At 73.2% G+C, this 21,178-nt stretch carries 20 protein-coding genes; 10 read left to right on the forward strand and 10 right to left on the reverse strand.

Annotation, left to right across the window (positions count from 1 at the left end; genetic code table 11):
• Together mfd and CR938_RS07250 are read right to left on the reverse strand one after the other, a co-directional pair.
• Positions 1-3,508: transcription-repair coupling factor (mfd, locus tag CR938_RS07245; protein WP_162124362.1), on the reverse strand; the 3,508-nt coding region annotated here is incomplete at its 3' end.
• Between the two features lie 66 nt (positions 3,509-3,574).
• Entirely contained in the window at positions 3,575-4,117 is a 543-nt protein-coding gene (locus CR938_RS07250) for a GNAT family N-acetyltransferase (protein ID WP_162124363.1), read from the reverse strand.
• 83 nt (positions 4,118-4,200) lie between these two features.
• Between CR938_RS07250 and CR938_RS07255 the strand changes: the two genes are divergently transcribed.
• Positions 4,201-5,121 (forward strand): cation diffusion facilitator family transporter, encoded by a 921-nt coding sequence (locus tag CR938_RS07255; RefSeq protein ID WP_162124364.1) that lies wholly within the window; start codon positions 4,201-4,203, stop codon positions 5,119-5,121.
• A 195-nt stretch (positions 5,122-5,316) separates the two neighbouring features.
• Here CR938_RS07255 and CR938_RS07260 read toward each other — a convergent pair whose 3' ends face one another.
• Together CR938_RS07260 and CR938_RS07265 are read right to left on the reverse strand one after the other, a co-directional pair.
• The gene (locus CR938_RS07260; protein ID WP_162124365.1) at positions 5,317-6,174 is read right to left on the reverse strand and encodes a 23S rRNA (adenine(2030)-N(6))-methyltransferase RlmJ; all 858 of its coding nucleotides are present in this window, start codon (positions 6,172-6,174) and stop codon (positions 5,317-5,319) included.
• A gap of 26 nt (positions 6,175-6,200) precedes the next feature.
• A complete protein-coding gene (locus tag CR938_RS07265) occupies positions 6,201-6,890 on the reverse strand; it encodes a response regulator (protein ID WP_162124366.1) in 690 nt (229 codons plus the stop codon).
• A 113-nt stretch (positions 6,891-7,003) separates the two neighbouring features.
• Here CR938_RS07265 and rlmD point away from each other — a divergent pair, with 113 nt between their 5' ends.
• Positions 7,004-8,356 carry a 23S rRNA (uracil(1939)-C(5))-methyltransferase RlmD gene (gene rlmD / locus CR938_RS07270; protein ID WP_162124367.1) on the forward strand — a complete coding sequence of 451 codons (1,353 nt, stop codon included), beginning with the start codon at positions 7,004-7,006 and terminating at the stop codon, positions 8,354-8,356.
• Positions 8,357-8,549: 193 nt separating this feature from the next.
• A complete protein-coding gene (locus tag CR938_RS07275; protein ID WP_162124368.1) occupies positions 8,550-8,849 on the forward strand; it encodes a HigA family addiction module antitoxin in 300 nt (99 codons plus the stop codon).
• Positions 8,850-8,885: 36 nt separating this feature from the next.
• On the opposite strand, the gene epmB is transcribed toward CR938_RS07275, so the two are convergent.
• Positions 8,886-9,920 carry an EF-P beta-lysylation protein EpmB gene (epmB, locus tag CR938_RS07280; RefSeq protein ID WP_162124369.1) on the reverse strand — a complete coding sequence of 345 codons (1,035 nt, stop codon included), beginning with the start codon at positions 9,918-9,920 and terminating at the stop codon, positions 8,886-8,888.
• A gap of 117 nt (positions 9,921-10,037) precedes the next feature.
• On the opposite strand from epmB, the gene efp reads away from it, so the two are divergent.
• The 6 genes from efp to folE2 all read left to right on the forward strand — a co-directional run bounded on the left by efp (position 10,038) and on the right by folE2 (position 15,263).
• Positions 10,038-10,604, forward strand: a complete 567-nt coding sequence (gene efp, locus CR938_RS07285; RefSeq protein ID WP_162124370.1) for an elongation factor P — start codon at positions 10,038-10,040, stop codon at positions 10,602-10,604.
• A 3-nt stretch (positions 10,605-10,607) separates the two neighbouring features.
• Positions 10,608-11,948, forward strand: a complete 1,341-nt coding sequence (locus CR938_RS07290) for a TRZ/ATZ family hydrolase (protein ID WP_162124371.1) — start codon at positions 10,608-10,610, stop codon at positions 11,946-11,948.
• A 23-nt stretch (positions 11,949-11,971) separates the two neighbouring features.
• Entirely contained in the window at positions 11,972-12,703 is a 732-nt protein-coding gene (ubiG, locus tag CR938_RS07295) for a bifunctional 2-polyprenyl-6-hydroxyphenol methylase/3-demethylubiquinol 3-O-methyltransferase UbiG (RefSeq protein WP_162124372.1), read from the forward strand.
• Positions 12,703-13,386 (forward strand): phosphoglycolate phosphatase, encoded by a 684-nt coding sequence (locus CR938_RS07300; protein ID WP_162124373.1) that lies wholly within the window; start codon positions 12,703-12,705, stop codon positions 13,384-13,386. The genes ubiG and CR938_RS07300 overlap by 1 nt, the downstream gene beginning before the upstream one ends.
• A 70-nt stretch (positions 13,387-13,456) precedes the next feature.
• Positions 13,457-14,182, forward strand: coding sequence for a phytoene/squalene synthase family protein (locus CR938_RS07305; RefSeq protein ID WP_162124374.1), 726 nt, complete (start codon positions 13,457-13,459; stop codon positions 14,180-14,182).
• A 139-nt stretch (positions 14,183-14,321) separates the two neighbouring features.
• On the forward strand, positions 14,322-15,263 hold the full coding sequence (gene folE2 / locus CR938_RS07310) for a GTP cyclohydrolase FolE2 (protein WP_162124375.1): 942 nt from the start codon (positions 14,322-14,324) through the stop codon (positions 15,261-15,263).
• A gap of 224 nt (positions 15,264-15,487) precedes the next feature.
• On the opposite strand, the gene CR938_RS07315 is transcribed toward folE2, so the two are convergent.
• From CR938_RS07315 to yidD, 3 genes are read right to left on the reverse strand one after another with little or no spacing between them, the layout of a single operon-like run.
• Entirely contained in the window at positions 15,488-16,321 is an 834-nt protein-coding gene (locus CR938_RS07315) for a M23 family metallopeptidase (protein WP_162124376.1), read from the reverse strand.
• Positions 16,321-17,673 (reverse strand): dihydroorotase, encoded by a 1,353-nt coding sequence (locus tag CR938_RS07320; protein ID WP_162124377.1) that lies wholly within the window; start codon positions 17,671-17,673, stop codon positions 16,321-16,323. Before CR938_RS07320 ends, CR938_RS07315 begins: the two co-directional genes overlap by 1 nt.
• Positions 17,670-17,915: a membrane protein insertion efficiency factor YidD gene (gene yidD / locus CR938_RS07325; protein ID WP_170296523.1), complete on the reverse strand. Its 246-nt coding sequence runs from the start codon at positions 17,913-17,915 to the stop codon at positions 17,670-17,672. Before yidD ends, CR938_RS07320 begins: the two co-directional genes overlap by 4 nt.
• Positions 17,916-18,032: 117 nt before the next feature.
• On the opposite strand from yidD, the gene dksA reads away from it, so the two are divergent.
• Entirely contained in the window at positions 18,033-19,148 is a 1,116-nt protein-coding gene (gene dksA, locus CR938_RS07330) for an RNA polymerase-binding protein DksA (RefSeq protein ID WP_162124379.1), read from the forward strand.
• Positions 19,149-19,224: 76 nt separating this feature from the next.
• Here the strand turns inward: dksA and CR938_RS07335 are convergent, their stop codons facing one another.
• A complete protein-coding gene (locus CR938_RS07335; protein WP_162124380.1) occupies positions 19,225-19,665 on the reverse strand; it encodes a SufE family protein in 441 nt (146 codons plus the stop codon).
• 101 nt (positions 19,666-19,766) lie between these two features.
• Positions 19,767-21,143 (reverse strand): cysteine--tRNA ligase, encoded by a 1,377-nt coding sequence (cysS, locus tag CR938_RS07340; protein WP_162124381.1) that lies wholly within the window; start codon positions 21,141-21,143, stop codon positions 19,767-19,769.
• Between the last annotated feature and the right edge of the window lie 35 nt (positions 21,144-21,178).

Below are 21,178 nucleotides of genomic sequence, written 5' to 3' on the forward strand. Positions count from 1 at the left end.
CCGACGGCAGCCGCAGGGGTGTATAAGGGACCGGCAGTCCACGGGCGGCGTTGAAGCGGTCGGCCGCCTCCGGCAGGGGCAGCCGGATGCGGAGCTTGTCCGGGCCTTCCATGGCGTAGTGGCGGGGTTGCTGCTGGATCAGCTGGATCACCGTGATCGGGTCCACGTTGGGCCTGGACTCGAACACGATCCGTCCGCCGGACTCCCCCAGCTCCAGCTTGCGGATGCCCAGGGCGTCGCACTGCCGCTTCAGCTCGGCGATGGCGAACATGTTCCTGACCGCGTCCGGCAGCAGGCCGAAGCGGTCGATCATCTCCACCTGCAGCTCGCGCAGCGCCGCGGCGTCGCGCGCACTGGAGATGCGCTTGTACAGGGTCAGGCGGGTGTGCACATCCGGCAGGTAGTCGTCCGGGATCAGCGCCGGCACGTTGAGCACCACCTCGGCCCCACGGCGCTCCTCGCCGGCGTCCAGGTCCGGAAGAGTGCCCTGGCGGATCGAGCGCACCGCCCGCTCCAGCAGTTCGGTGTACAGGGTGAAGCCGACCTCGGCCATCTGCCCGCTCTGTTCCTCGCCCAGCAGCTCGCCGGCGCCGCGGATCTCCAGGTCGTGGGTGGCCAGGGTGAAGCCGGCGCCGAGCTCGTCCATCGAGGCGATCGCCTCCAGGCGCTTCTCCGCGTCCGCGGTCATGGCGCGCCGGTCCGGCGGCACCAGCAGGTAGGCGTAGGCGCGGTGGTGCGAGCGGCCGACGCGGCCGCGCAGCTGGTGCAGCTGGGCCAGGCCGAAGCGGTCGGCGCGGTTGATGATGATGGTGTTGGCGTTGGGGATGTCGATGCCAGACTCGATGATGGTCGTGGCCAGCAGCACGTTGAAGCGCTGCTTCTGGAAGTCGAGCATCACCCGCTCCAGCTCGCGCTCGGGCATCTGCCCGTGGGCCACGCCGATACGTGCCTCCGGCACCAGCTCCTGCAGCTGCCTGCGCATGCGCTCGATCGTGTCCACGTCGTTGTGCAGGAAATACAGCTGGCCGCCGCGCGACAGTTCGCGCTGGAAGGCCTCGCGCAGCTGGTCGTCGTCCCACGGCATGATGAAGGTCTGCACCGCCAGCCGGTTCGGCGGCGGGGTGGCGATGATGCTCAGGTCGCGCAGGCCGGACATGGCCATGTTGAGCGTGCGCGGGATCGGGGTCGCGGTGAGGGTCAGCAGGTGCACGTTGGCGCGCAGCGCCTTCAGCGCCTCCTTCTGGCGCACGCCGAAGCGCTGCTCCTCGTCCACGATGACCAGACCCAGGTCCTTGAACTTCACGTCCGGCTGCAGCAGGCGGTGGGTGCCGACGATCACGTCGATCTCCCCGCGCGCCACCTTCTGCAGCTCGGCCTCGATCTCCTTCCTGCTCTTGAAGCGCGAGAGCACCTCGACCCGGATCGGCCAGTCGGCGAAGCGGTCGCGGAAGTTGCGGTAGTGCTGCTCGGCCAGCAGGGTGGTGGGCACCAGCACCGCCACCTGGCGGCCGGCGCTGGCCGCGGCGAAGGCGGCGCGCACCGCCACCTCGGTCTTGCCGAAGCCGACGTCGCCGCACACCACCCGGTCCATCGGCTGGCTGGACTGCAGGTCGCGCAGCACCGCCTCGATGGCGGCCAGCTGGTCGGGAGTCTCCTCGAACGGGAAGCCGGCGGCGAAGCCCTCGTACATGGCCCGGTCGATGTCCAGGGCCAGGCCGGCGCGGGCCTTGCGCCGGGCCTGGATCTCCAGCAGCTCGGCGGCCACGTCGCGGACCTTCTCCATGGCCTTGCGCTTGGCGCGCGTCCACTGCTCGCCGCCGAGCGAGTGCAGCGGGGCGGTCTCCGGCGAAGCGCCGGTGTAGCGGCTGACCAGGTGCAGCTGGGTGACCGGCACGTACAGCCGGTCGCCCTTGGCGTACTCGATCTCGAGAAACTCGCCGGGCATGCCGCCGATGTCCATGGCGACCAGACCGCGGTAGCGGCCGACGCCGTGGTCCTCGTGGACGATGGGCGCGCCCTCGGTCAGCTCGCCCAGGTCGCGGATGATCGCCTCCGGCTCGCGGCCGGCGCGGCGGCCGCGGCGCGGGCGCGGCGCGCGCTCGGGGAAGAGCTGGCGCTCGGTCAGCACCGCCAGCTGCGGCGCGTCCAGGGCGAAGCCGTCCTCCAGCGGCGCCACCGCCAGGGCAAAGCGCGCCTGGCTTTCCAGGAAGGCACGGAAGCCCGGCAGCACCTCCGGCCTCAGGTCGGCGGCCTGCAGCACCTCCAGCAGCGCCTCGCGGCGGCCGGGCGAGTCGGCGGCCACCAGCACACGGCCCGGATAGCTGGAAAGGAAGCCGCGCAGCGCCCCGCCGGCCCGCGGGTGGTCGGGGCCGGCCACCGGCAGCGTGGGCGCGGGCTGGTCGCCCAGGGCCACGGCGTCGGCGTGGCGCGCGTGTCCGGGGCCGCACCCCTCCACGCGTCCACCCTGGTTGAGGCGCTCGCGCAGCGCGTCCGGCGGCAGGTACAGGGCCTCCGGCGGCAGCACCGGATGCTCGACGTCGTGGCGGCGCTGCTCGTAGCGGTGGCGGGTCTGCTGCCAGAACGCGTCGGCATTGGCGCCGGCGCCGTCGGCCAGCACCGGCAGCACGTTCCCGGGCAGGTAGTCGAACAGGGTGGCGGTGCCCTCCGCGCCGTCGCGGCGCGGCGGGAAGAACAGCGGCAGGTAGTACTCGATGCCGGCCGGGGCGATGCCCGCCTTCAGGTCCTGGTACAGGGCGCTGCGCCGGGTGTCCAGGTCGAAGCGCTCGCGCAGCGCCTCCAGCACCCGGGCGATGCTGGCCTCGTCCATCGGCAGCTCGCGGCCGGGCAGCATGCGCACGGCCTCGGTGCGCTCCAGCGAGCGCTGGGTCTCCGGGTCGAAGCGGCGGATCGAGTCGATCTCGTCGTCCAGCAGCTCGATGCGCAGCGGCGCGTCGGCGCCCATCGGGAACACGTCCAGCAGGCCGCCGCGCACGGCGAAGTCGCCCGGGTCCAGCACCTGCGGGACGTTGCGGTAGCCGGCCGCCTCCAGGCGGCGCTTCTCCGCGTCCAGGTCCAGGCGCTGGCCGACCTTCAGGTCGAAGCTGTGGCCGGCGATGTAGCTGGTCGGCGGCAGCCGCTGCAGCAGGGTCTGCACCGGCACCACCACGATGCCGTGCTGCAGGCCGGGCATGCGCTGCAGCGCCGCCAGGCGCTGGCTGACGATGTCCGGGTGCGGGCTGAAGCGGTCGTAGGGCAGGGTCTCCCAGTCCGGGAAGGCCAGCACCGGCAGCGATCCGTCCCCGTCCAGCAGGGTGGCCAGGTCGGATTCGACCTGGTGCGCGCCCTGGTTGTCGCGGGCCACGTACAGCAGCGGTCCGGCATGGGCGCGGGCGGCCTGCACCAGGTGCCAGGCCAGCGCGGACGGGGAAGCGGGCGCACGCCACCAGGCGCGCGGCTGGCCGCGCCGGGGCAGCGGGGGAACGGCGGGGGAATGCTGGGGGGATGGCATGAACCCCCTATTGTACCCGCCAGTTTGGAAATGGACGGACCTGCGGGGTGGCGCGCACGCCGGGACTCAGTGCCCGCTCAGCTCCAGCACCTGGCGCACCAGCCCGGCCGGGACGCCCTCGGCCCCGGGCTCCGGGCTGAAGCCCATCGAAGCGGCCAGGTCCAGCATCGGCTGGTTGCCGGCAGGGATGTCGCCGTAGACCCGCTCGAGGCGGTGGGTGCGGGCCCACTTCCCCAGCTTCTGCAGCAGGTGGCGGCCCAGCCCCAGTCCCATCACGTGGCGGGCCAGGACGGTGGCCAGCTCCGCCTGGCGGGTGCCCGGCACGATCCGGACCCGGGCCAGGCCGGCGATCCCCGCCTCGCCCGCCGGCCGCGGCGAGGCACCGACCAGGACCAGCTCCTGCCGCGGGTCCGGGCGGACCAGGCGGGCGGCGGCCGCGTCGTCCAGGTCGCCGGTGGCGAAGCCGGCCCTGACCTCCTCGGGGCCGAGCAGGGGGAAGATGGCCTGGAGCGGCGGCGCGTCCTCGGGCCTGATCGGGCGGATCAGCAGGGTCCGCCGGGTGGGCAGCACGAACTGCTCGTGCCAGGGTGGAAGCCGGTTGCGTGGCATGGTCCGGATGTTCCCATGTTCGCGGCGGATGTGCACCGGGGGGCTGCTAGACTCCCCCGCGTCATCCACACGGGGAAGCATGCATGTCCGGCGGCGGTGATTCCACCCGGGCCATCTTCTTCGCCCTCGGGGCGAACCTGGCCATCGCCGCGTCCAAGGGGGTGGCTGCCTTCGTCACCGGTTCGGGCGCGATGCTGGCCGAGACGGTGCACTCGCTCGCCGACTGCGGCAACCAGCTGCTCCTGCTGCTGGGCATGCGCCAGGCGCGACGGCCGGTGTCGCCGGAGTACCCGCTGGGCTACGGCCGCGCCATCTACTTCTGGTCGTTCCTGGTGGCGGTGATGCTGTTCAGCGTCGGCGGCATGTTCTCGGTCTACGAGGGCGTGCACAAGCTGCGCCACCCCGAACCGCTGGACAACTGGGGCTGGGCGGTGGGCGTGCTGGCGTTCGCCATCGCCGCCGAGGGCGTGTCCATGCGCGCCTGCCTGCACGAAGTGGCCAAGGTGCGCGGCGGGCGTACGCTGTGGCAGTGGTTCCGCGAGAGCCGCCAGGCCGAGCTGGTGGTGATCTTCGGCGAGGACCTGGCCGCGCTGCTGGGCCTGACCCTGGCGCTGGCGGCGGTGCTGGCCGCGGTGGCCACCGGCAACCCGCTGTGGGACGCGCTGGGCACCATCGGCATCGGCCTGCTGCTGATCGTCGTCGCCGTGCTGGTGGCCATCGAGGTCAAGGCCATGCTGATCGGGCAGAGCGTGGACCCGCGCCTGCAGGAGCGCATCCGTGCCTTCCTCGAGCAGCGCCCGGAAGTGGAGCGGCTGCTGCACCTGATCACCCTGCAGCAGGGCAACGAGGTGCTGGTCTCGGTGCACGCGCGCATGCGCCAGGTGGACGATGGCCGCGCCATGCTGGCCGACATCGACCGCATCGAGCGCGAGCTCAAGCGCCAGTTCCCGGTGGTGCGCTGGAGCTTCTTCGAGCCCGAGGACGGCCCGTCCGGGGCCGCCTGACCGCTTGCCGCAGGCGCCGTGTCCGCGGCCGCCCGGGGGCGCCTTCCGGAGCCCGTGTCCGACGCGGTGCCCCCGCGATACGTCCCACCTGCGCCTCCAACGCACCTCCGCCGTGGCGCTGCAGCGCCGTGGCCGGACGCGTCTGTCGGATTCCCGAGGACGGCGCTTGCAGCGGACAAACGAGGGGGGCGAGCGTCAGGCCTCGCGCTTGATCCATTCCAGCCGGGTCGAGGCGCCGGCCCCGCCGAGCCGGTCGCGCAACGCCGGCAGGGCCGGGGCCAGCACCTGGTCGAACTTCCATGGCGGATTGACGAGGGCCATGCCGCTGCCGTTCAGGCGCAGCGGCGAGTCGTCCGGGCGCACCAGCAGCTCGGCCAGCAGCACCTGCCGCGCCGGCAGGGCGCGCAACGCGCGGAAGAACGGCGCCAGCTGGCGGCGCTGCTTGATCGGGTACCAGACCGCGCACATCCCCTGCGGCCAGCGCTCCAGCGCCTCGCGCACCGCCGCGGTCACCTGCGGGTATTCGGCCTCCTGCGCCTCGTAGGGCGGGTCGACCAGCACCAAGCCGCGGCCGAAGCGCCGGCCCTGGTGCCGGGGCGGCAGCAGGGCGCGCACCGCGGCGTAACCGTCGCGGGCGTGCACGGCCACGCGCGCATCGCCGGCGAACAGCGCCTTCAGCGCCGCGGCCTCCTCCGGCTGCAGTTCGCAGGCGGCCAGCCGGTCCTCGCCGCGCAGGGCCTGGGCGGCGAGCAGCGGCGAGCCCGGATAGACCTGCAGCCCGCCATCCGGGTTGAGCGCGGCCACCGCCTCCAGGTAGCGGGCCACGGCCGGCGGCAGGTCCACGGCGCCGGCCAGGCGCAGTACGCCGCCGGCGGCCTCGCCGGTGCGCCCGGCCTCTTCGCCCTGCAGCCGGTAGCGGCCGCGGCCGGCATGGGTGTCCAGCACGAAAAAGGGGCTGTCCTTGCGCCGCAGGGCGTCGAGCAGCGCCAGCAGGACGACGGGCTTGAGCACGTCGGCGTGGTTGCCGGCATGGAAGGCGTGGCGGTAGTTCATCCCGCCAGTTTAAGCGGCGCGGGGCTTCAGCCGGTGAGGTCGCGCGCGGCGCGGGCGGAATGTTCCAGGGCGTCCCTGCAATCCGGCCGTGCGCGCAGGCTTTCCACCCCCGCGCCCCGGCGGCGCGCGCCGACCCGGCCGCAGCTGGCCTGCAGGCGGTGCAGGCGCGCGCGCAGCGTCGCCAGGGCGCCGCTGCGCGCGCTGCGCAGCACTTCGGCGCGGGCCTCAGGCAGCTCGTCCAGGAACAGCCGGCGCAGGGCCTGCACGTTGCCCGGGTTGTGGTTGAGCGCGGCGGACGCGGCGGCGTTGTCCCAGTCGGGCAGGTCCATGGACTCGGCCAGGGCCGCGCGCAGGGCGTTGGACAGCTCGGCCGTGGACATCGGCTTGACCAGCACGTCGCGGAAGCCGGCCGCCAGCGCCGCGCCGCGCACGGCCGGATCGCGGTCGGCGGTGTGCGCCAGGGCCGGCGGCGCATCCCCGCAGTGCCCGCGCAGCTCCTGCAGCAGCTGCGCGCCGTTGCCGTCGGGCAGGGTCAGGTCGATCAGCCACAGGTCGTGGCGGCGCCTGGCGGCCTGTTGCAGCGCCTGCGTGCGGGTCGTGGCGGGGTCCACCTGCGCCGGCAGTGCCTCGACCACCGCGCGCAGGTAGGTCTGGGTGATCGCATCGTCCTCCACCAGGAGGACGCGGGGCGGACGAGTCGCGTCTCGCGGTTCCATGCGGCCGGTCTCCATGGACGGTTCCCTGTCGGCGGAAGCATCTTAGCGCTGCCGAGGGCCGGCGCCACATGAGCCCCGAAGGCGGGGGCGGACGGCGGCGGCGATCTGAGACAATGGCCGCCTGTTCCGTTTCCCCCGTTCCCTGCCACGTGGCCCGACTCGACCGTACCCCCTTCCAGGCCCGCATCCTCGACCTCAGCCACGACGGCCGTGGCGTCGCCCGCCGCGAGGACGGCAAGACCGTGTTCATCTCCGGCGCGCTGCCCGGCGAGACGGTGCTGGCCGAAGCCACCGCCCGCAGCCGCCGCTTCGACGAGGCCCGCACCCTCCAGGTGCTGGAGGCCTCGCCGGACCGGGTGGAGCCGCGCTGCCCGCACTTCGGCACCTGCGGCGGCTGCGTGCTGCAGCACCTGGACGAGGGCAGGCAGATCCTGGCCAAGCAGCACGTGCTGCTGGAGAACCTGGAGCGGATCGGCAGGGTCCAGCCGGGCGAGGTGCTGCCGCCGCTGACCACCTCCAGCTGGGGCTACCGGCGCAAGGGCCGCTTCTCGGTACGCCGGGTGAACAGGAAGGACCGGACCCTGGTCGGCTTCCGCGAGCAGGATCCGCGCTTCGTCGCCGACCTGCGCGAGTGCCACACCACCATCCCGCAGGTGGGCATGAAGATCGAGGCGCTGGCGGCGCTGGTGGACCGGCTGCAGGCGCGCGAGCACATCCCGCAGATCGAGTTCATCGCCGGCGACGGCCCGGTGGCCCTGACCGTGCGCCACCTGGTGCCGCTGGAGGAATCCGACCGCGCCGCGCTGGCGGCGTTCGGGCGCGAGCACGGCTTCGCCATCTTCCTGCAGCCCGGGGGCGTGGACAGCGTGCATCCGCTGGACCCGGGGCACGTGCCGGAGCTGGCCTTCCGCCTGCCGCAATGGAACGTGGAGCTGGCCTTCCAGCCGCTGGACTTCATCCAGGTCAACGGCCGCCTCAACGAGCTGATGATCGCCCGTGCCCTGGAGATGCTGGACACCGCGCCGGAGCACCGCGTGCTGGACCTGTTCTGCGGCCTGGGCAACTTCACCCTGCCGCTGGCGCGCCAGGTGCGCGAGGTGGTGGGCGTGGAGGGCGACCCGGGCCTGGTGGCGCGCGCCCGCGCCAACGCCGAGCGCAACGGCCTGGACAACGCCCGCTTCCACGCCGCCGACCTGACCCGGGACCAGCGCGGCGCGCCGTGGATGCGCCAGGGTTTCGACCGCCTGCTGCTGGCCCCGCCGCGCTCGGGCGCCGACGAGGTGCTCAAGCAGCTGCCGCTGCAGGACATCGACCGCATCGTGTACGTGAGCTGCCATCCGGGCTCGCTGGCGCGCGATGCCGGTTTCCTGGTGCACGAGCGCGGCTACCGGCTGGTCTCGGCCGGGGTGATGGACATGTTCCCGCACACCGCGCACGTGGAGAGCATCGCGCTGTTCGTGCGCTGATGCCGTCCCGCCGCCGCGGTGGGCGGTGATGGCACGGGGCCGGCCCCCCGGGTTTTGCTCTTGCTGACCCTTGGCGTTACTAGCGCGCGGGGATGGTATTGGCGGCGCCGATCCGATTCCCCGCCCGCGGGTGCGCCACCGGTTTCCGAAGATGCCGGACTGGCGCCTGCCGCCAATCCAGGGAGACAGCACCATGGACGGGAAGGTCCGCTTTCCCCACCCCGGAGAGCCCCTGCTCCACGACTTCCTCGAGGAGATGGGGATCACCCAGTACAGGCTCGCCAAGGCGATCCGCGTCCCGCAGCGCCGGATCAGCCAGATCGTGAAGGGCGAGCGTGCGATCACCGCCGACACCGCGCTTCGCCTGGCCCGCTTCTTCGGCACGACCGAGGGCTTCTGGATCAACCTGCAGGCGAACTACGACATGGCGATGGCCCGGGAAAGGCTGGAGCACGAGCTCGAGCGGATCCAGCCCTGCCGCGCCGGGGCCTGAACCGCGGCCGGGCGGTACGGGCCAGGCAGGCTGCGGTTACAGCGGCCGCTTGCCGGTGTCGCCGGGGATCTCGCGCACCAGCTTGGGCACCAGGTAGCCGGACAGGCGCGCGGCCAGCTGCGCGTGCAGCGCGCGGGCGCGCTCGTCCGGCACCTCGAAATGGGCCACGCCGGCCACCCGGTCCAGCTGGTGCAGGTAGTAGGGCAGCACGCCGGCGGCCCAGCCGCGCTCGCACAGTCCGGCCAGGGCCTCGACGCTGTCGTTGACCCCGCGCAGGAGCACGGCCTGGTTGAGCAGGGTGGCCCCGGCCGCGCGCAGGTCGGCCAGGGCGCGGTCCACCGTGGCGTCGAACTCGTTGGCGTGGTTGGCGTGAATCACGAAGGCCACCGGCCAGGGCAGGGCGGACAGCCATTGCAGCAGCGGACCGTCCACCCGCTCGGGCAGGACCACCGGCAGGCGGCTGTGGATGCGCAGGCGGCGGATGTGCGGGATGGCGGCCAGCTGCGCAGTCAGCTCGGCCAGCTTGGGCGTGGCCAGTGACAGCGGATCGCCGCCGGAAAGGATCACCTCCTCGATGCCCGGGTCGGCGGCGATGGCCGCCGCCGCGCCGCGCCAGCCGTCGCGCGCGGCGGTCTCCTCGGCGTAGGGGAAATGCCGGCGGAAGCAGTAGCGGCAGTGCACCGCGCAGCTGCCGGTGGCCACCAGGAGGGCGCGGCCCCGGTACTTCTGGATCACGCCCTGGGCCTTGCGCGCCAGGCCGTCGCCCACCGCGTCCAGGGTGAAGCCGGGCACCGGGCGCAGCTCCTCGTCCAGGGGCAGGACCTGGCGCAGCAGGGGGTCGTGCGGATCGCCCGGGCGCATCCGCGCCACGAAGCCGCGCGGCACCCGCAACGGAAACTGTGCGGCCGCCTCGTCGGAAATGCCCGCGGCCGCCGCGTCCAGCCCCAACAGCGCCAGCAGCTGGCGGGGATCGCGCACGGCCTCGCGCCACAGCCGCTGCCAGCGGGGGGCGTCGGTGGCCGGCGCGTCGGCCGCGTCCGGCTGCATGGGAAGGGGTGCTGCGTTTATCATTGGGGGCTGGAAAGACGCGCCCGCCGGCTGCGGCGGGCCCTCGATCTGGATAGCCTGCCATTCTAACTGCCCGGCTGCCCCCACGCGGCGGCCCTTGCCATACCCCAAGGAGTTCCCATGGCCTCTTACGGCATGAATGACGTCAAGAACGGGATGAAGATCCTGGTCAACAACGAGCCCGCGATCATCACCGACACCGAGTACGTCAAGCCGGGCAAGGGCCAGGCCTTCACCCGCGTGAAGTACCGCCAGATCCGCACCGGCCGCGTGCAGGAAATCACCCTGAAGTCCACCGACTCGGTCGAGGCCGCGGACGTGGTCGACGTCGACATGCAGTACCTGTACAACGACGGCGAGTACTGGCACTTCATGCAGCCGGAGACCTTCGAGCAGGTGCAGGCCGACAAGGCCGGCGTCGGCGATGCCGCCAAGTGGCTCAAGGGCGAGGAGCAGTGCGTGGTGACCCTGTGGAACGGCACCCCGATCCAGGTGACCCCGCCGAACTTCGTCGAGCTGCGCATCGTCGAGACCGACCCGGGCGTGCGCGGCGACACCTCCGGCGGCGGCGGCAAGCCGGCCACCCTGGAGACCGGCGCCGTGGTCCGCGTCCCGCTGTTCGTGGCCCAGGACGAGGTCATCCGCGTGGACACCCGCAGCGGCGAATACGTGGCGCGGGTCAAGTAAGCCATGGCTGGGGCCGGCCTGCGCGAAGCCTGCGACCTGCTCATCGAAGCCGGCTGGGTGGTGCCGGTCGAACCGCACGGCGTGGTCCTCGCGGACCACGCCGTGGCCGTGCGCGACGGCCGCATCGCGGCCGTGCTGCCGGTGGCCGAGGCGCGCGCGCGCTTCGACGCCGCCGAGGTCGTGCAGCGCCCGGAGGCGGCGCTGATCCCGGGCCTGGTCAACGCCCACACCCACAACCCGATGACCCTGCTGCGCGGCGTGGCCGACGACCTGCCGCTGATGACCTGGCTGCGCGAGCACATCTGGCCGGTCGAGGCGGCGGTGATCGGGCCGGAGTTCGTCGCCGACGGCATGGCCCTGGCCATCGCCGAGATGCTGCGCGGCGGCACCACCTGCGCCAACGAGAACTACTTCTTCCCGGACGTGCAGGCGGCCGTGTACAAGAAGCACGGCTTCCGCGCCGTGGTCGGCCTGCCGGTGATCGACTTCCCGACCGCCTGGGCGCGCACCGACGAGGAGTACTTCGACCGCGCCGGCGAGGTCCACGACCAGTGGCGCGGTGATCCGCTGATCGGCACCGCCTTCGCCCCGCACGCCCCGTACACGGTCAGCGACGCCAGCTTCGAGCGGGTGCGCATGCTGTCCGACCAGCTGGACGTGCCGGTGCACCTGCACACCCACGAGACCGCCCAGGAAGTCGCCGACTCGCTGAAGGAGCACGGCCAGCGCCCGCTGGCGCGCCTGGACCGGCTGGGCCTGGTCAACGACCGCCTGGTGGCGGTGCACATGACCCAGCTGACCGAGGCCGAGATCCACCTGTGCGCCGAGCGCGGCGTGTCGGTGGTGCACTGCCCGGAATCCAACCTCAAGCTGGCCTCCGGCTTCTGCCCGGCCTGCGCCCTGCAGCGCGCCGGGGTGAACCTGGCCATCGGCACCGACGGCTGCGCCAGCAACAACGACCTGGACATGTTCGGCGAGCTGCGCTCCGCGGCGCTGCTGGCCAAGGCCGTGGCCAACGACGCCACCGCCCTGGACGCGGCCACCACGCTGCGCGCGGCCACCCTCGGTGGCGCCGCCGCGCTGGGCCTGGCCGACCGCATCGGCTCGATCGAGCCGGGCAAAGAGGCCGACCTGGTGTGCGTGGACCTGTCCACCCTGGAGACCCAGCCGCTGCACCACGTGCTCTCGCAGCTGGTCTACGCCACCGGTCGCCACCTGGTCAGCGACGTGTGGATCGCCGGCCACCGCAAGCTGGCCGGGCGGGTGCTGGTGGACTTCGACACCGATGCGGTGCTGGCCAAGGCCCGCGAATGGCGCCAGCGCATCGCCGCCATCGGCCGCTGAGCGCGGCCGCAGGAGAGCTTCCGATGGAACCGCATTCCGCATCCGATTCCGCGCCGGGCAACTACCGCCAGGCCGAGCTGGACAAGTTCGCCGCCCTGGCCAACCGCTGGTGGGACCCGGACGGCCCGCAGCGCCCGCTGCACGTGCTCAACCCGGTGCGGCTGGAGTACGTGCGCCGGCGCGTGCCACTGGCCGGGCGCGCGGTGCTGGACGTGGGCTGCGGCGGCGGCCTGCTGAGCGAGGCGCTGGCCCGCGCGGGCGCCCAGGTCACCGCCATCGACCTGGCCCCGGAGCTGGTCAAGGTGGCGCGCCTGCACCAGCTGGAGTCCGGCCTGCAGGTGGACTACCAGGTCAAGGCGGTGGAGGAGCTGGCCGCTGAGCGGCCGGGCGGCTTCGACGCGGTGACCTGCATGGAGATGCTCGAGCACGTGCCCGATCCGGCGGCGGTGATCGCCGCCTGCGCGCGCCTGCTGCGTCCGGGCGGACGCCTGTTCGTCTCCACCCTCAACCGCACCCCGGTGGCCTTCGCCCTGGCCATCGTCGGCGCCGAGTACGTCGCCGGCCTGCTGCCCAGGGGCACGCACCGCTATTCCGACTTCATCCGCCCGTCCGAGCTGGCGGCCTGGCTGCGCGAGGCCGGCCTGCAGCTGGAGGACGTCAGCGGCCTGTTCTACGACCCGCTGCGCCAGCGGGCGTGGCTGTCGCGTCGCACCGAGGTCAACTACCTGGCCTGCGCGGTGAAGCCGGAGGCCTGATGGCGGTGCAGTTCCCGCCGGTGGCCCTGTTCGACCTGGACGGCACCCTGCTGGACAGCGCGCCGGACATGCTGGCCACGGCCAACCGCATGCTGGCCGCGCGCGGGCGCCCGCCGCTGGCTCTGGCGCAGCTGCGCCAGCACGTGTCCAAGGGCGCGCGCGCCATGATCGGCGCCAGCTTCCCCGAGCTGGACGCGGCCGCGCGCGAGGCGCTGGTGCCCGAGTTCCTGGCGGTGTACCGCGAGGAGCTGGGCCGGCACGGCCGCCTGTTCGACGGCGTGGACGCCCTGCTGGAGGCGCTGGAGGGGGCGGGGACGCGCTGGGGCATCGTCACCAACAAGCCCGAGTACCTGGCCCGCGAGGTCGTGGCCGGGCTGGGCTGGGGGCAGCGCTGTGCGGTGCTGGTCGGCGGCGACACCTTCCCGGAGAAGAAGCCGCATCCGATGCCGCTGCTGGAGGCGGCGCGCCGGCTGGGCACCGAACCTGCGCGCTGCGTGTACGTGGGCGACGACGAGCGCGACGTGGTGGCCGCCCGCGGCGCCGGCATGCCGTCCATCGCCGCGCTGTGGGGCTACCGCCTGGACGGCGAGGACCCGGCCGCCTGGCGCGCCGACGTGCTCGCCGCCCGGCCGCGCGAGCTGCTCGACCCGGCGCGCTGGCCGCGCGTCCGCGCTGCGGCCTGAGCGGACGCGCCCCCACGTCGCCGCGACAACCTCCGCCGCATGGTGGTGCGGCGGCACCTGGAAGCAACCGATGAGCGGATCCGAAGCGCTGGACAGTTTCGTGGACAAGTGGCGGGCGCGCTGGCCCGAGTGGCAGGTGGCCGGCGTGTTCGTGGCCGAGGAGCAGCGTCGCCCGGCGCTGGCCTGGTTCGCGGTGCTGCAGGAGTTCGACGCCATCCTCAACATCGACGGCGACCCGCTGCCGGCTGACGCCAAGCTGGGCTGGTGGGCCACCGAGCTGCGCGACTGGGCCCGGCACCGCTCCCGCCACCCGCTGGGACGGGTGCTGGAGCCTCTGGACGCGCCCTGGGAGCGCCTGGCCGATGCGCCGCCGGATCTGCCGGCCGCGCGCGCGCGGCCGCACAGCCTGGAGACGGCGCTGGCCGGCCTGGCCGGGTATGCCCGCGCTGCCGCCGAGGTCGAGGCGGCGCTGTTCGGCGGCCCGGCGGCCAGCGAGCGGGCGCTGGCGGCGCAGGTGCTGGCCGCACGCCTGGCCGAGGCCGGCATGGCGGCGCTGCCCGAGACCTTGGCTTCGGCCGGCGCCGGCACCGCCGCCGGGCACGAGCAGGCCCAGCGCGACTGGGCCCGCCAGTTGCTGGAGGCCTGGCCGCGCCGCGGCGGTGGCCCGGTGCCGCGCCGGGTGTGGGCGGCACTGGCGCGCGAGCGCCTGCGCCAGCAGGCGGTGGGCCGCCTGGCGCCCGGGCGCACGCCCTGGCGCACGCTGTGGCAGGCCTGGCGCGCCGCCGCGCTGGGCTAGGCGCGGCCTGCGCGACGGTCCGTTCCCCGGGCGTTGGGCGGAGACCGGCGCCGGGGGGGCTACAATTCCGACCCGAATGGTCCGGATTTCCGGGCCGCACCGGCCTCCCGGTCCGTTCCCCCTGGCTTCCCGTTCCCCCATGTCCGTTCCCGCCACCGCCGCCCTCCTGTCCGCCGATCCCTTGCCCGACGTGGCCCAGCAGCCAGCCGCCCTGGCGCGCCCGCTGGACTGGGTGGGCATGGAAGGCATCGCCATCCCCGTGCGCGTGCCCGACGGCGCCGGCGGCCATGTCCAGGTCGCGGCCCAGGCCGACCTGTCCGTGGACCTGCAGCGCGCCGGCGAGCGCGGCATCCACATGTCGCGCCTGTACCTGCGCCTGCAGCAGGAACTGGCCAGGAACGAGGTGACCCCGGCCGGGCTGCGCCACATCCTGCAGGGCAGCATCGAGTCGCAGGCCGGCCTGGCCTCGCGCGCGCGCCTGCGCCTGCGCTACGAGGCGCTGCTGCTGCGCGGCGCTCTGCGCAGCGACAACGCCGGCTGGAAGCGCTATCCGGTGGAGATCGAGGCGGTGCTGGAACAGGGGCGGCTGCAGCTGGCCCTGGGCTTTTCCCTGGAGTACTCGAGCACCTGCCCGTGCTCGGCGGCGCTGTCGCGCAAGGCCAATGCCGAGCGCTTCGCCGCCCAGTTCGCCGGACGCGCGGTGACCGTCGAGGCGGTGCGCGCCTGGCTGGAATCGGAGCAGGGCATGGCCGCCACCCCGCACGCCCAGCGCAGCCAGGCGCTGGTGAAGGTGCTGCTGTCGGCGCAGGCCGCCGAGCTGCCGCTGGTGGAGCTGATCGACGCGCTGGAGGCCGCGTTGGCCACGCCGGTGCAGACCGCGGTCAAGCGCGAGGACGAGCAGGCCTTCGCCGTGCTCAACGCTGAGAACCTGATGTTCTGCGAGGACGCGGCGCGGCGCGTGGCCGCGGTGCTGGCCGCCGATCCGCGCGTGGAGCGCTACGAAGCGCGCGTGGCCCACTTCGAGAGCCTGCACCCGCACGACGCGGTGGCCAGCGTCAGCGGCCGCGGCGCGGCCGGCTGACGGCGCCAGCAGCGGGTGTACGGGGCGCGACGTGGTCGCGCCCTTCGCGCCTTCGCGTCCGGGGTGCGGCACACGGACAAACGCGCCGCCGCGCGGCAGGTGGACCGGGCGCGTTACGGCCGCTGCGGTACCGGCAGGGGGATCGGCACGTCGAACCGCGCCCCGATGTGATCGGGGCTGCGAGGTGGCGGAGCGCGCCTCACGCGCGGGGCGGACGGCCCGCGTTACGGGCGCTCGAGCACCAGCAGGGGATCCATGCGGACGTCGAACCAGTTCATTCCCCAGTGCAGGTGCGGCCCCGTCGCACGGCCCGTCGCGCCCACCGCACCAATCACCTGGCCCTGTTCCACCCGGTCGCCGGCCTTCACGTCGATCCGCGACAGGTGCAGGAAGTTGGAGCTGATGCCGAAGCCGTGGTCCAGCAGCACGGTGCCGCCGGTCAGGTACAGATCGGGCGCGGCGAAGGTCACCACGCCGGCGGCCGGGGCCTTGACCGGGGTGCCGTTGGGGGCGGCGATGTCCATGCCCGAGTGCGGCGAGCCGGGCTTGCCGTTGTACACGCGCTGGTAGCCGAAGCGGCCGCTGATGCGGCCCTGCACCGGCCAGATGAAGCGCTGGGCGAAGTCGGTGCGGTCGTCGTCGCGCTGGCGCGCGGCGCTGACCTGGGCCTGTTCGCGGGCGATGCGCGCGGCGATCTCCGGCGGCGGCTCGACCGTCTTCGGCGGCACCCCGTCCACCCGCTGCACCGGCCAGTCGCGCGGACTGACCGCGATCCGCTCGACGCTGCGCACGCCATCCGGGCGGACCACGGTGACCTCGACCGGCCCGGTCTCGTCGCGGCCCACGCCGAACACCACGGTGCCGTAGCCGGTGGTGCGCAGGACCCGCCCGGCGTACTCGACCCGGCTGCCCGGCGGCACCTTGCCGGTGACCATCGCGCCCTGCGGCACGCTGGCCGGGAACACCACCCGGGTGTCGTCCCGGGCGGGGGCGGGCGGGGCGAGCAGGAACAGCGCGGCCAGCAGTGTCCGCCGCGCGGCGCGCAGGGCCGGCCGCATCAGCGCTCGAACTCCAGGCGGCGGCCGGCGGGGGCGCCGACCAGCTCGCGGCCGTTCCACGCCAGCTGGCCGTTGACCCAGGTGGAGGCGATGCGCGAGCGGAAGGTGGTGCCCTCGAACGGCGACCAGCCGCACTTGGACAGCACGTCCTCGCGGCGCACGGTCAGCGGGCTGTCCTCGACCAGCACCAGGTCGGCCCAGTAGCCCTCGCGCAGGAAGCCACGCTCCTTGACGTCGAACAGCCGCGCCGGGGCATGGCTGGCCTTCTCCACCACCCGGGTGATGTCCAGCCTGCCCTCGTGCACCAGCTCGATCGCCGCCAGCAGCGCGTACTGCACCAGCGGCAGGCCCGAGGGCGCCTGCAGGTAGGGCTTCTGCTTCTCCTCCAGGGTGTGCGGGGCGTGGTCGGTGGCCAGCACGTCGATCACGTCGTCCACCAGGGCCTGGACCAGGGCCTGGCGGTCGGAGGCGTCCTTGATCGCCGGATTGCACTTGATGAAGTTGCCCAGCCGCGCGTAGTCGGCGCGGTCGAAGCGCAGGAAGTGGATGCAGGTCTCGGCGGTGATCTTCTTGCGCACCTTGCCGTCGGCGCCCAGCAGCGGGCCGCGCTCGAACAGGGCCAGCTCGTCGGCGGTGGAGATGTGCAGCACGTGCAGGCGGGTGCCGTGGCGGCGCGCCAGCTCGATGGCCAAGCGGGTGGACCTGATGCAGGCCTCGCGCGAGCGGATGTCCGGGTGCATCTCCGCGGTCAGGCCTTCGGCGCCGTGGCGGGCCTTGAACTGGGCCAGGGTGCGTTCGATGGTGGGGGTGTCCTCGCAGTGGGTGATGATCGGCGCCGGGGCCTCGCGGAAGATGCCGTCCAGCGTTTCCGGATCGTCCACAAGCATGTTGCCGGTGGAGGCGCCCATGAACACCTTGATGCCGGGGGCGGCCTTCGGGTCCAGCGAGCACACCGCCTCGAGGTTGTCGTTGCTGGCGCCCAGGTAGAAGCCGTGGTTGCCCCAGGCGCGGCCCTTCGCCGCGGCGTACTTGGCCTCCAGTGCCGCCGCGTCGAGCGTGGGCGGGTTGGTGTTGGGCATGTCCATGAAGCTGGTCAGGCCGCCGGCCACGGCCGCGGCCGCCTCGCTGGCGATGTCGCCCTTGTGGGTCAGGCCCGGCTCGCGGAAGTGCACCTGGTCGTCGATCATGCCCGGCAGCAGCCAGCGGCCGGCCGCGTCCACCACCTCCTCGCCGGGGCGGGCGGCCAGGCCGCTGCCGATTTCCGCGATGCGGCCGTCGGCGATGCGCAGGTCGCCCTCGAACTGGCGGCCTTCGTTGACCAGGCGGGCATTGACGATGAGCGTGGAGGTCATGGGCGGGAGTCTCGGCAGGAACAGGACGGTGCCCCGGGAGCGGGCGGCACCGGGTCGTGGCCACCCGCGTTCAGCGGATGGCAGCGCGCCAGGCGGCGGACGGCCAGCCAGCTGCCGCGCAGCGGCCCGTGCGTGGCGATGGCTTCCATCGCATACTCCGAACAGCTCGGCACGAAACGGCAACGCGGGCCGAGCAACGGGCTGACGAAGCGCTTGTACAGGCGCAGCGCCAGGATGAGCATGCGGGCGATCACGGGCCCATGATACCCGGGGCTGTACAAGGTTGCCCCCCGGGGTGGGGTGAGCTATAAAGGCGCGCTTTCCCGAGGATCGGGAAAAAAGTGGAGGAACCTTCGTACGTGGCTGCCAAGAAACCCGTCAAGAAGGCCGCCAAGCCGGCCAAGAAGCCTGCCCCTTCCGTGAAGAAGGCTGTGGCCAAGAAGGCTGTGGAGAAGCCGGCGGCCAAGCCGGCCTCCAAGCCTGCGGTCAAGAAGAAGGCTGCCGCCAAGAAGGCCGTGGCGAAGAAGACCCCGGCCAGGAAGGCGACCGCCACCATGCCGGCCGCGACCCGGAAGGCCGCCAAGAAGGTCGAGGCCAAGAAGGTCGTGGCGAAGAAGACCGCCACGACGGTCAAGCCGGCGGCGAAGAAGGTCGCCAGGCCGGCGCCCGCCAAGACCACCGCCACCCGGACGGCGTCGGCCAGGAAGGCCGCCGAGACCCGTCCGGCGAAGAAGGCGGCGGCTCCGGCTCCGGCCGAAACCGCCGTCACCAAGCGTGTTTCCACTACCGCCGCCGAACGGCCCACCGGCCGCAAGGAGGCATCGCAGTCCGCCGCCGCGACCCCGGCTCCCGCGAGTCCGGCGCCGACGGGCCCGGCCGTCGAAACCCCACAAGAAAAGCCTGTGCCTGCAACGAAATCCCCCAGCAACACCTCCGCCAAGCCCGTGCCCGAGGCGCCCCACCACGGCAAGGTCGCCGTGGCCGTCTCCCCGAAGGCTGAGACGTCCGCGCCGGCGCCGGCCAAGCGCCTGGTCATCGAGTACCAGATCGACGAGGCCACCGGCCGTCCCATCCTCCCGCCGGGCTACAAGCCCTCGCCGGAGGAGGAGTACATGAACCCGCTGCAGCAGGAGTACTTCCGCCAGCGCCTGCTGCAGTGGCGCGCCGAGCTGGTCGAGGAGTCCAAGCAGACCATCGAGAACCTGCGCGAGGAGGTCCGCGACATCGGCGACGAGGCCGAGCGCGCCACCCGCGAGACCGAGAACTCGCTGGAGCTGCGCACCCGCGACCGCTACCGCAAGCTGATCGCCAAGATCGACAGCACGCTCAAGCGCCTGGAGGCCGGCGACTACGGCTACTGCGTGGACACCGGCGAGGAGATCGGCCTGGAGCGCCTGGAGGCGCGCCTGACCGCCGAGCGCACCATCGACGCCCAGGAGCGCTGGGAGCACATGCAGAAGCAGCAGGGCGAATAAGCCCGGCCGCACGCTCCATGTGCCCGACGAAGCCCGCCTCCGGCGGGCTTCGCTTTTTCCGGCCGGTTCCCGGCCCTCAGGCCAGGGCGGAGCGGGCGCTGTCGCGGATGAAGCCCAGCAGCGCGGCCAGGCCGTTGCTGCGGGTGGGCGACAGGTGCCTGGCCAGACCGATGTCGGCGATGTAGTCCGGTTCGGTGGCCAGGATCTCCTCGGCCGGGCGCCCGGAGTACACGCGCAGGGCCAGGTAGATCAGGCCGGAGACGATGGCCGAGTCGCTGGCGGCGTGGAACTCCAGCCGCTCGCGGTTGCCCTGCGGCACGATCCAGACCATGGACTGGCAGCCGTGCAGGCGGTGCTCCTCGGTTTTCCACTGCTCGGGAAACGGCGGCAGCTTGCGGCCCAGGTCGATCAGGTACTGGTAGCGCGCGGACCAGTCGGAGAAGAACGCGAATTCGTCGCGGATGGCCTGCTGGGCCTGCGCGGCGGTGGGTTCGAGGGGGAAGGGGCTGGTGGTCACTGGCTTCTCGTTGGTGGTGGCGGCCGTCCTGGCCCGTGCCGCGGGGCACGGAGGCCCGGCCTTCCCTGGCGGGCGGACGCGGGTGCGGCCAGGCGCCGCGGTCAGCGCTTCCTCGCCCAGCGCACACCCTGCGGCGTGTCCTCCAGCACGATGCCCTCGGCGGCCAGCTGATCGCGGATGGCATCGGCACGGGCGAAGTCGCGCGCCTTGCGCGCGGCCTGGCGCTCGTCGATCAGGGCCTGGATGCGGGCCTCGTCCCCGCCGGAGGCGCCGCGGTTGAACCAGGCCTCCGGCGCCTGCTGCAGCAGGCCCAGGGCCAGGCCGGCACCCAGCAGCTCGCCCTTGAGGCGCGCGCGGGCCGCGTCGCCGCCGGCCTTGCGCGCCTCGCCGGCGATGCGGGCCAGCTCGGCCAGCGCCAGCGGGGTGTTGAGGTCGTCGTCCAGCGCGTCCTCCACGGCCTGCGGGATCACCGGGGCCGCCTCGACGGCGGCCAGGTCGCGCAGGGTGCCGTACAGCCGGTCCAGGGTGCGCACGGACTGCCCGATCAGGGCGTCGTTCCAGTCCAGCGGCTGCCGGTAGTGGGCCGAGAGCAGGGCATAGCGCAGCGCCTCGGGTGGGTGCTTCCGCAGCAGGTCGTGGACGCGCTCGATGTTGCCCAGCGACTTGCTCATCTTGGCGCCGCCGAAGTTGAGCATGCCGTTGTGCAGCCAGAAGCGGGCGAACGGCGCGCCGTGGGCGCACTCGCTCTGCGCGATCTCGTTCTCGTGGTGCGGGAACTGCAGGTCCACGCCGCCGGCGTGGATGTCGATGGTCCGGCCCAGGTGAGTGGCGGCCATGGCCGAGCACTCGATGTGCCAGCCCGGGCGGCCGCGGCCCCAGGGCGAATCCCAGCCGGGCAGGTCCGGCGTGGAGGGCTTCCACAGCACGAAGTCGCCCGGGTCGCGCTTGTACGGGGCCACCTCGACGCGGGCGCCGGCCAGCATCTCCTCCGGGTCGCGCCGGGACAGCTTGCCGTACCCGCGGAAGCTGCCCACCGAGAACAGCACGTGGCCCTCGGCGACGTAGGCATGGCCGGCTTCGATCAGGCCCTGGATCATCGCGATCATCTGCGCGATGTGGCCGGTGGCGGTGGGCTCGATGTCCGGGGCGAAGTCGCCGATCACCCCCAGCGCCGCCATGTCCTCGCGGTAGGCGGCGGCGTAGCGCCCGGTGATGGCCGAGATCGGCACGCCGGCCTCGGCGGCGGCGGCGTTGATCTTGTCGTCCACGTCGGTGATGTTGCGCGCGTACTTCAGCGCGCCGTAGCGGCGGCGCAGCAGCGCGGCCAGCACGCCGAACACCACCGGGCCGCGGGCGTTGCCGATGTGCACGTAGTTGTAGACCGTCGGCCCGCACACGTACATGGTCGGGCAGGCGGGGTCCAGCGGCTCGAACGGTTCGACCTGGCGGCTCAGGCTGTTGTACAGGCGCAGGGACATCGGCAATCGCGGCAAGGGGTGCGAACAGGCCATTC

Source organism: Pseudoxanthomonas taiwanensis (assembly GCF_010093135.1).
GTDB lineage: Bacteria > Pseudomonadota > Gammaproteobacteria > Xanthomonadales > Xanthomonadaceae > Pseudoxanthomonas > Pseudoxanthomonas taiwanensis.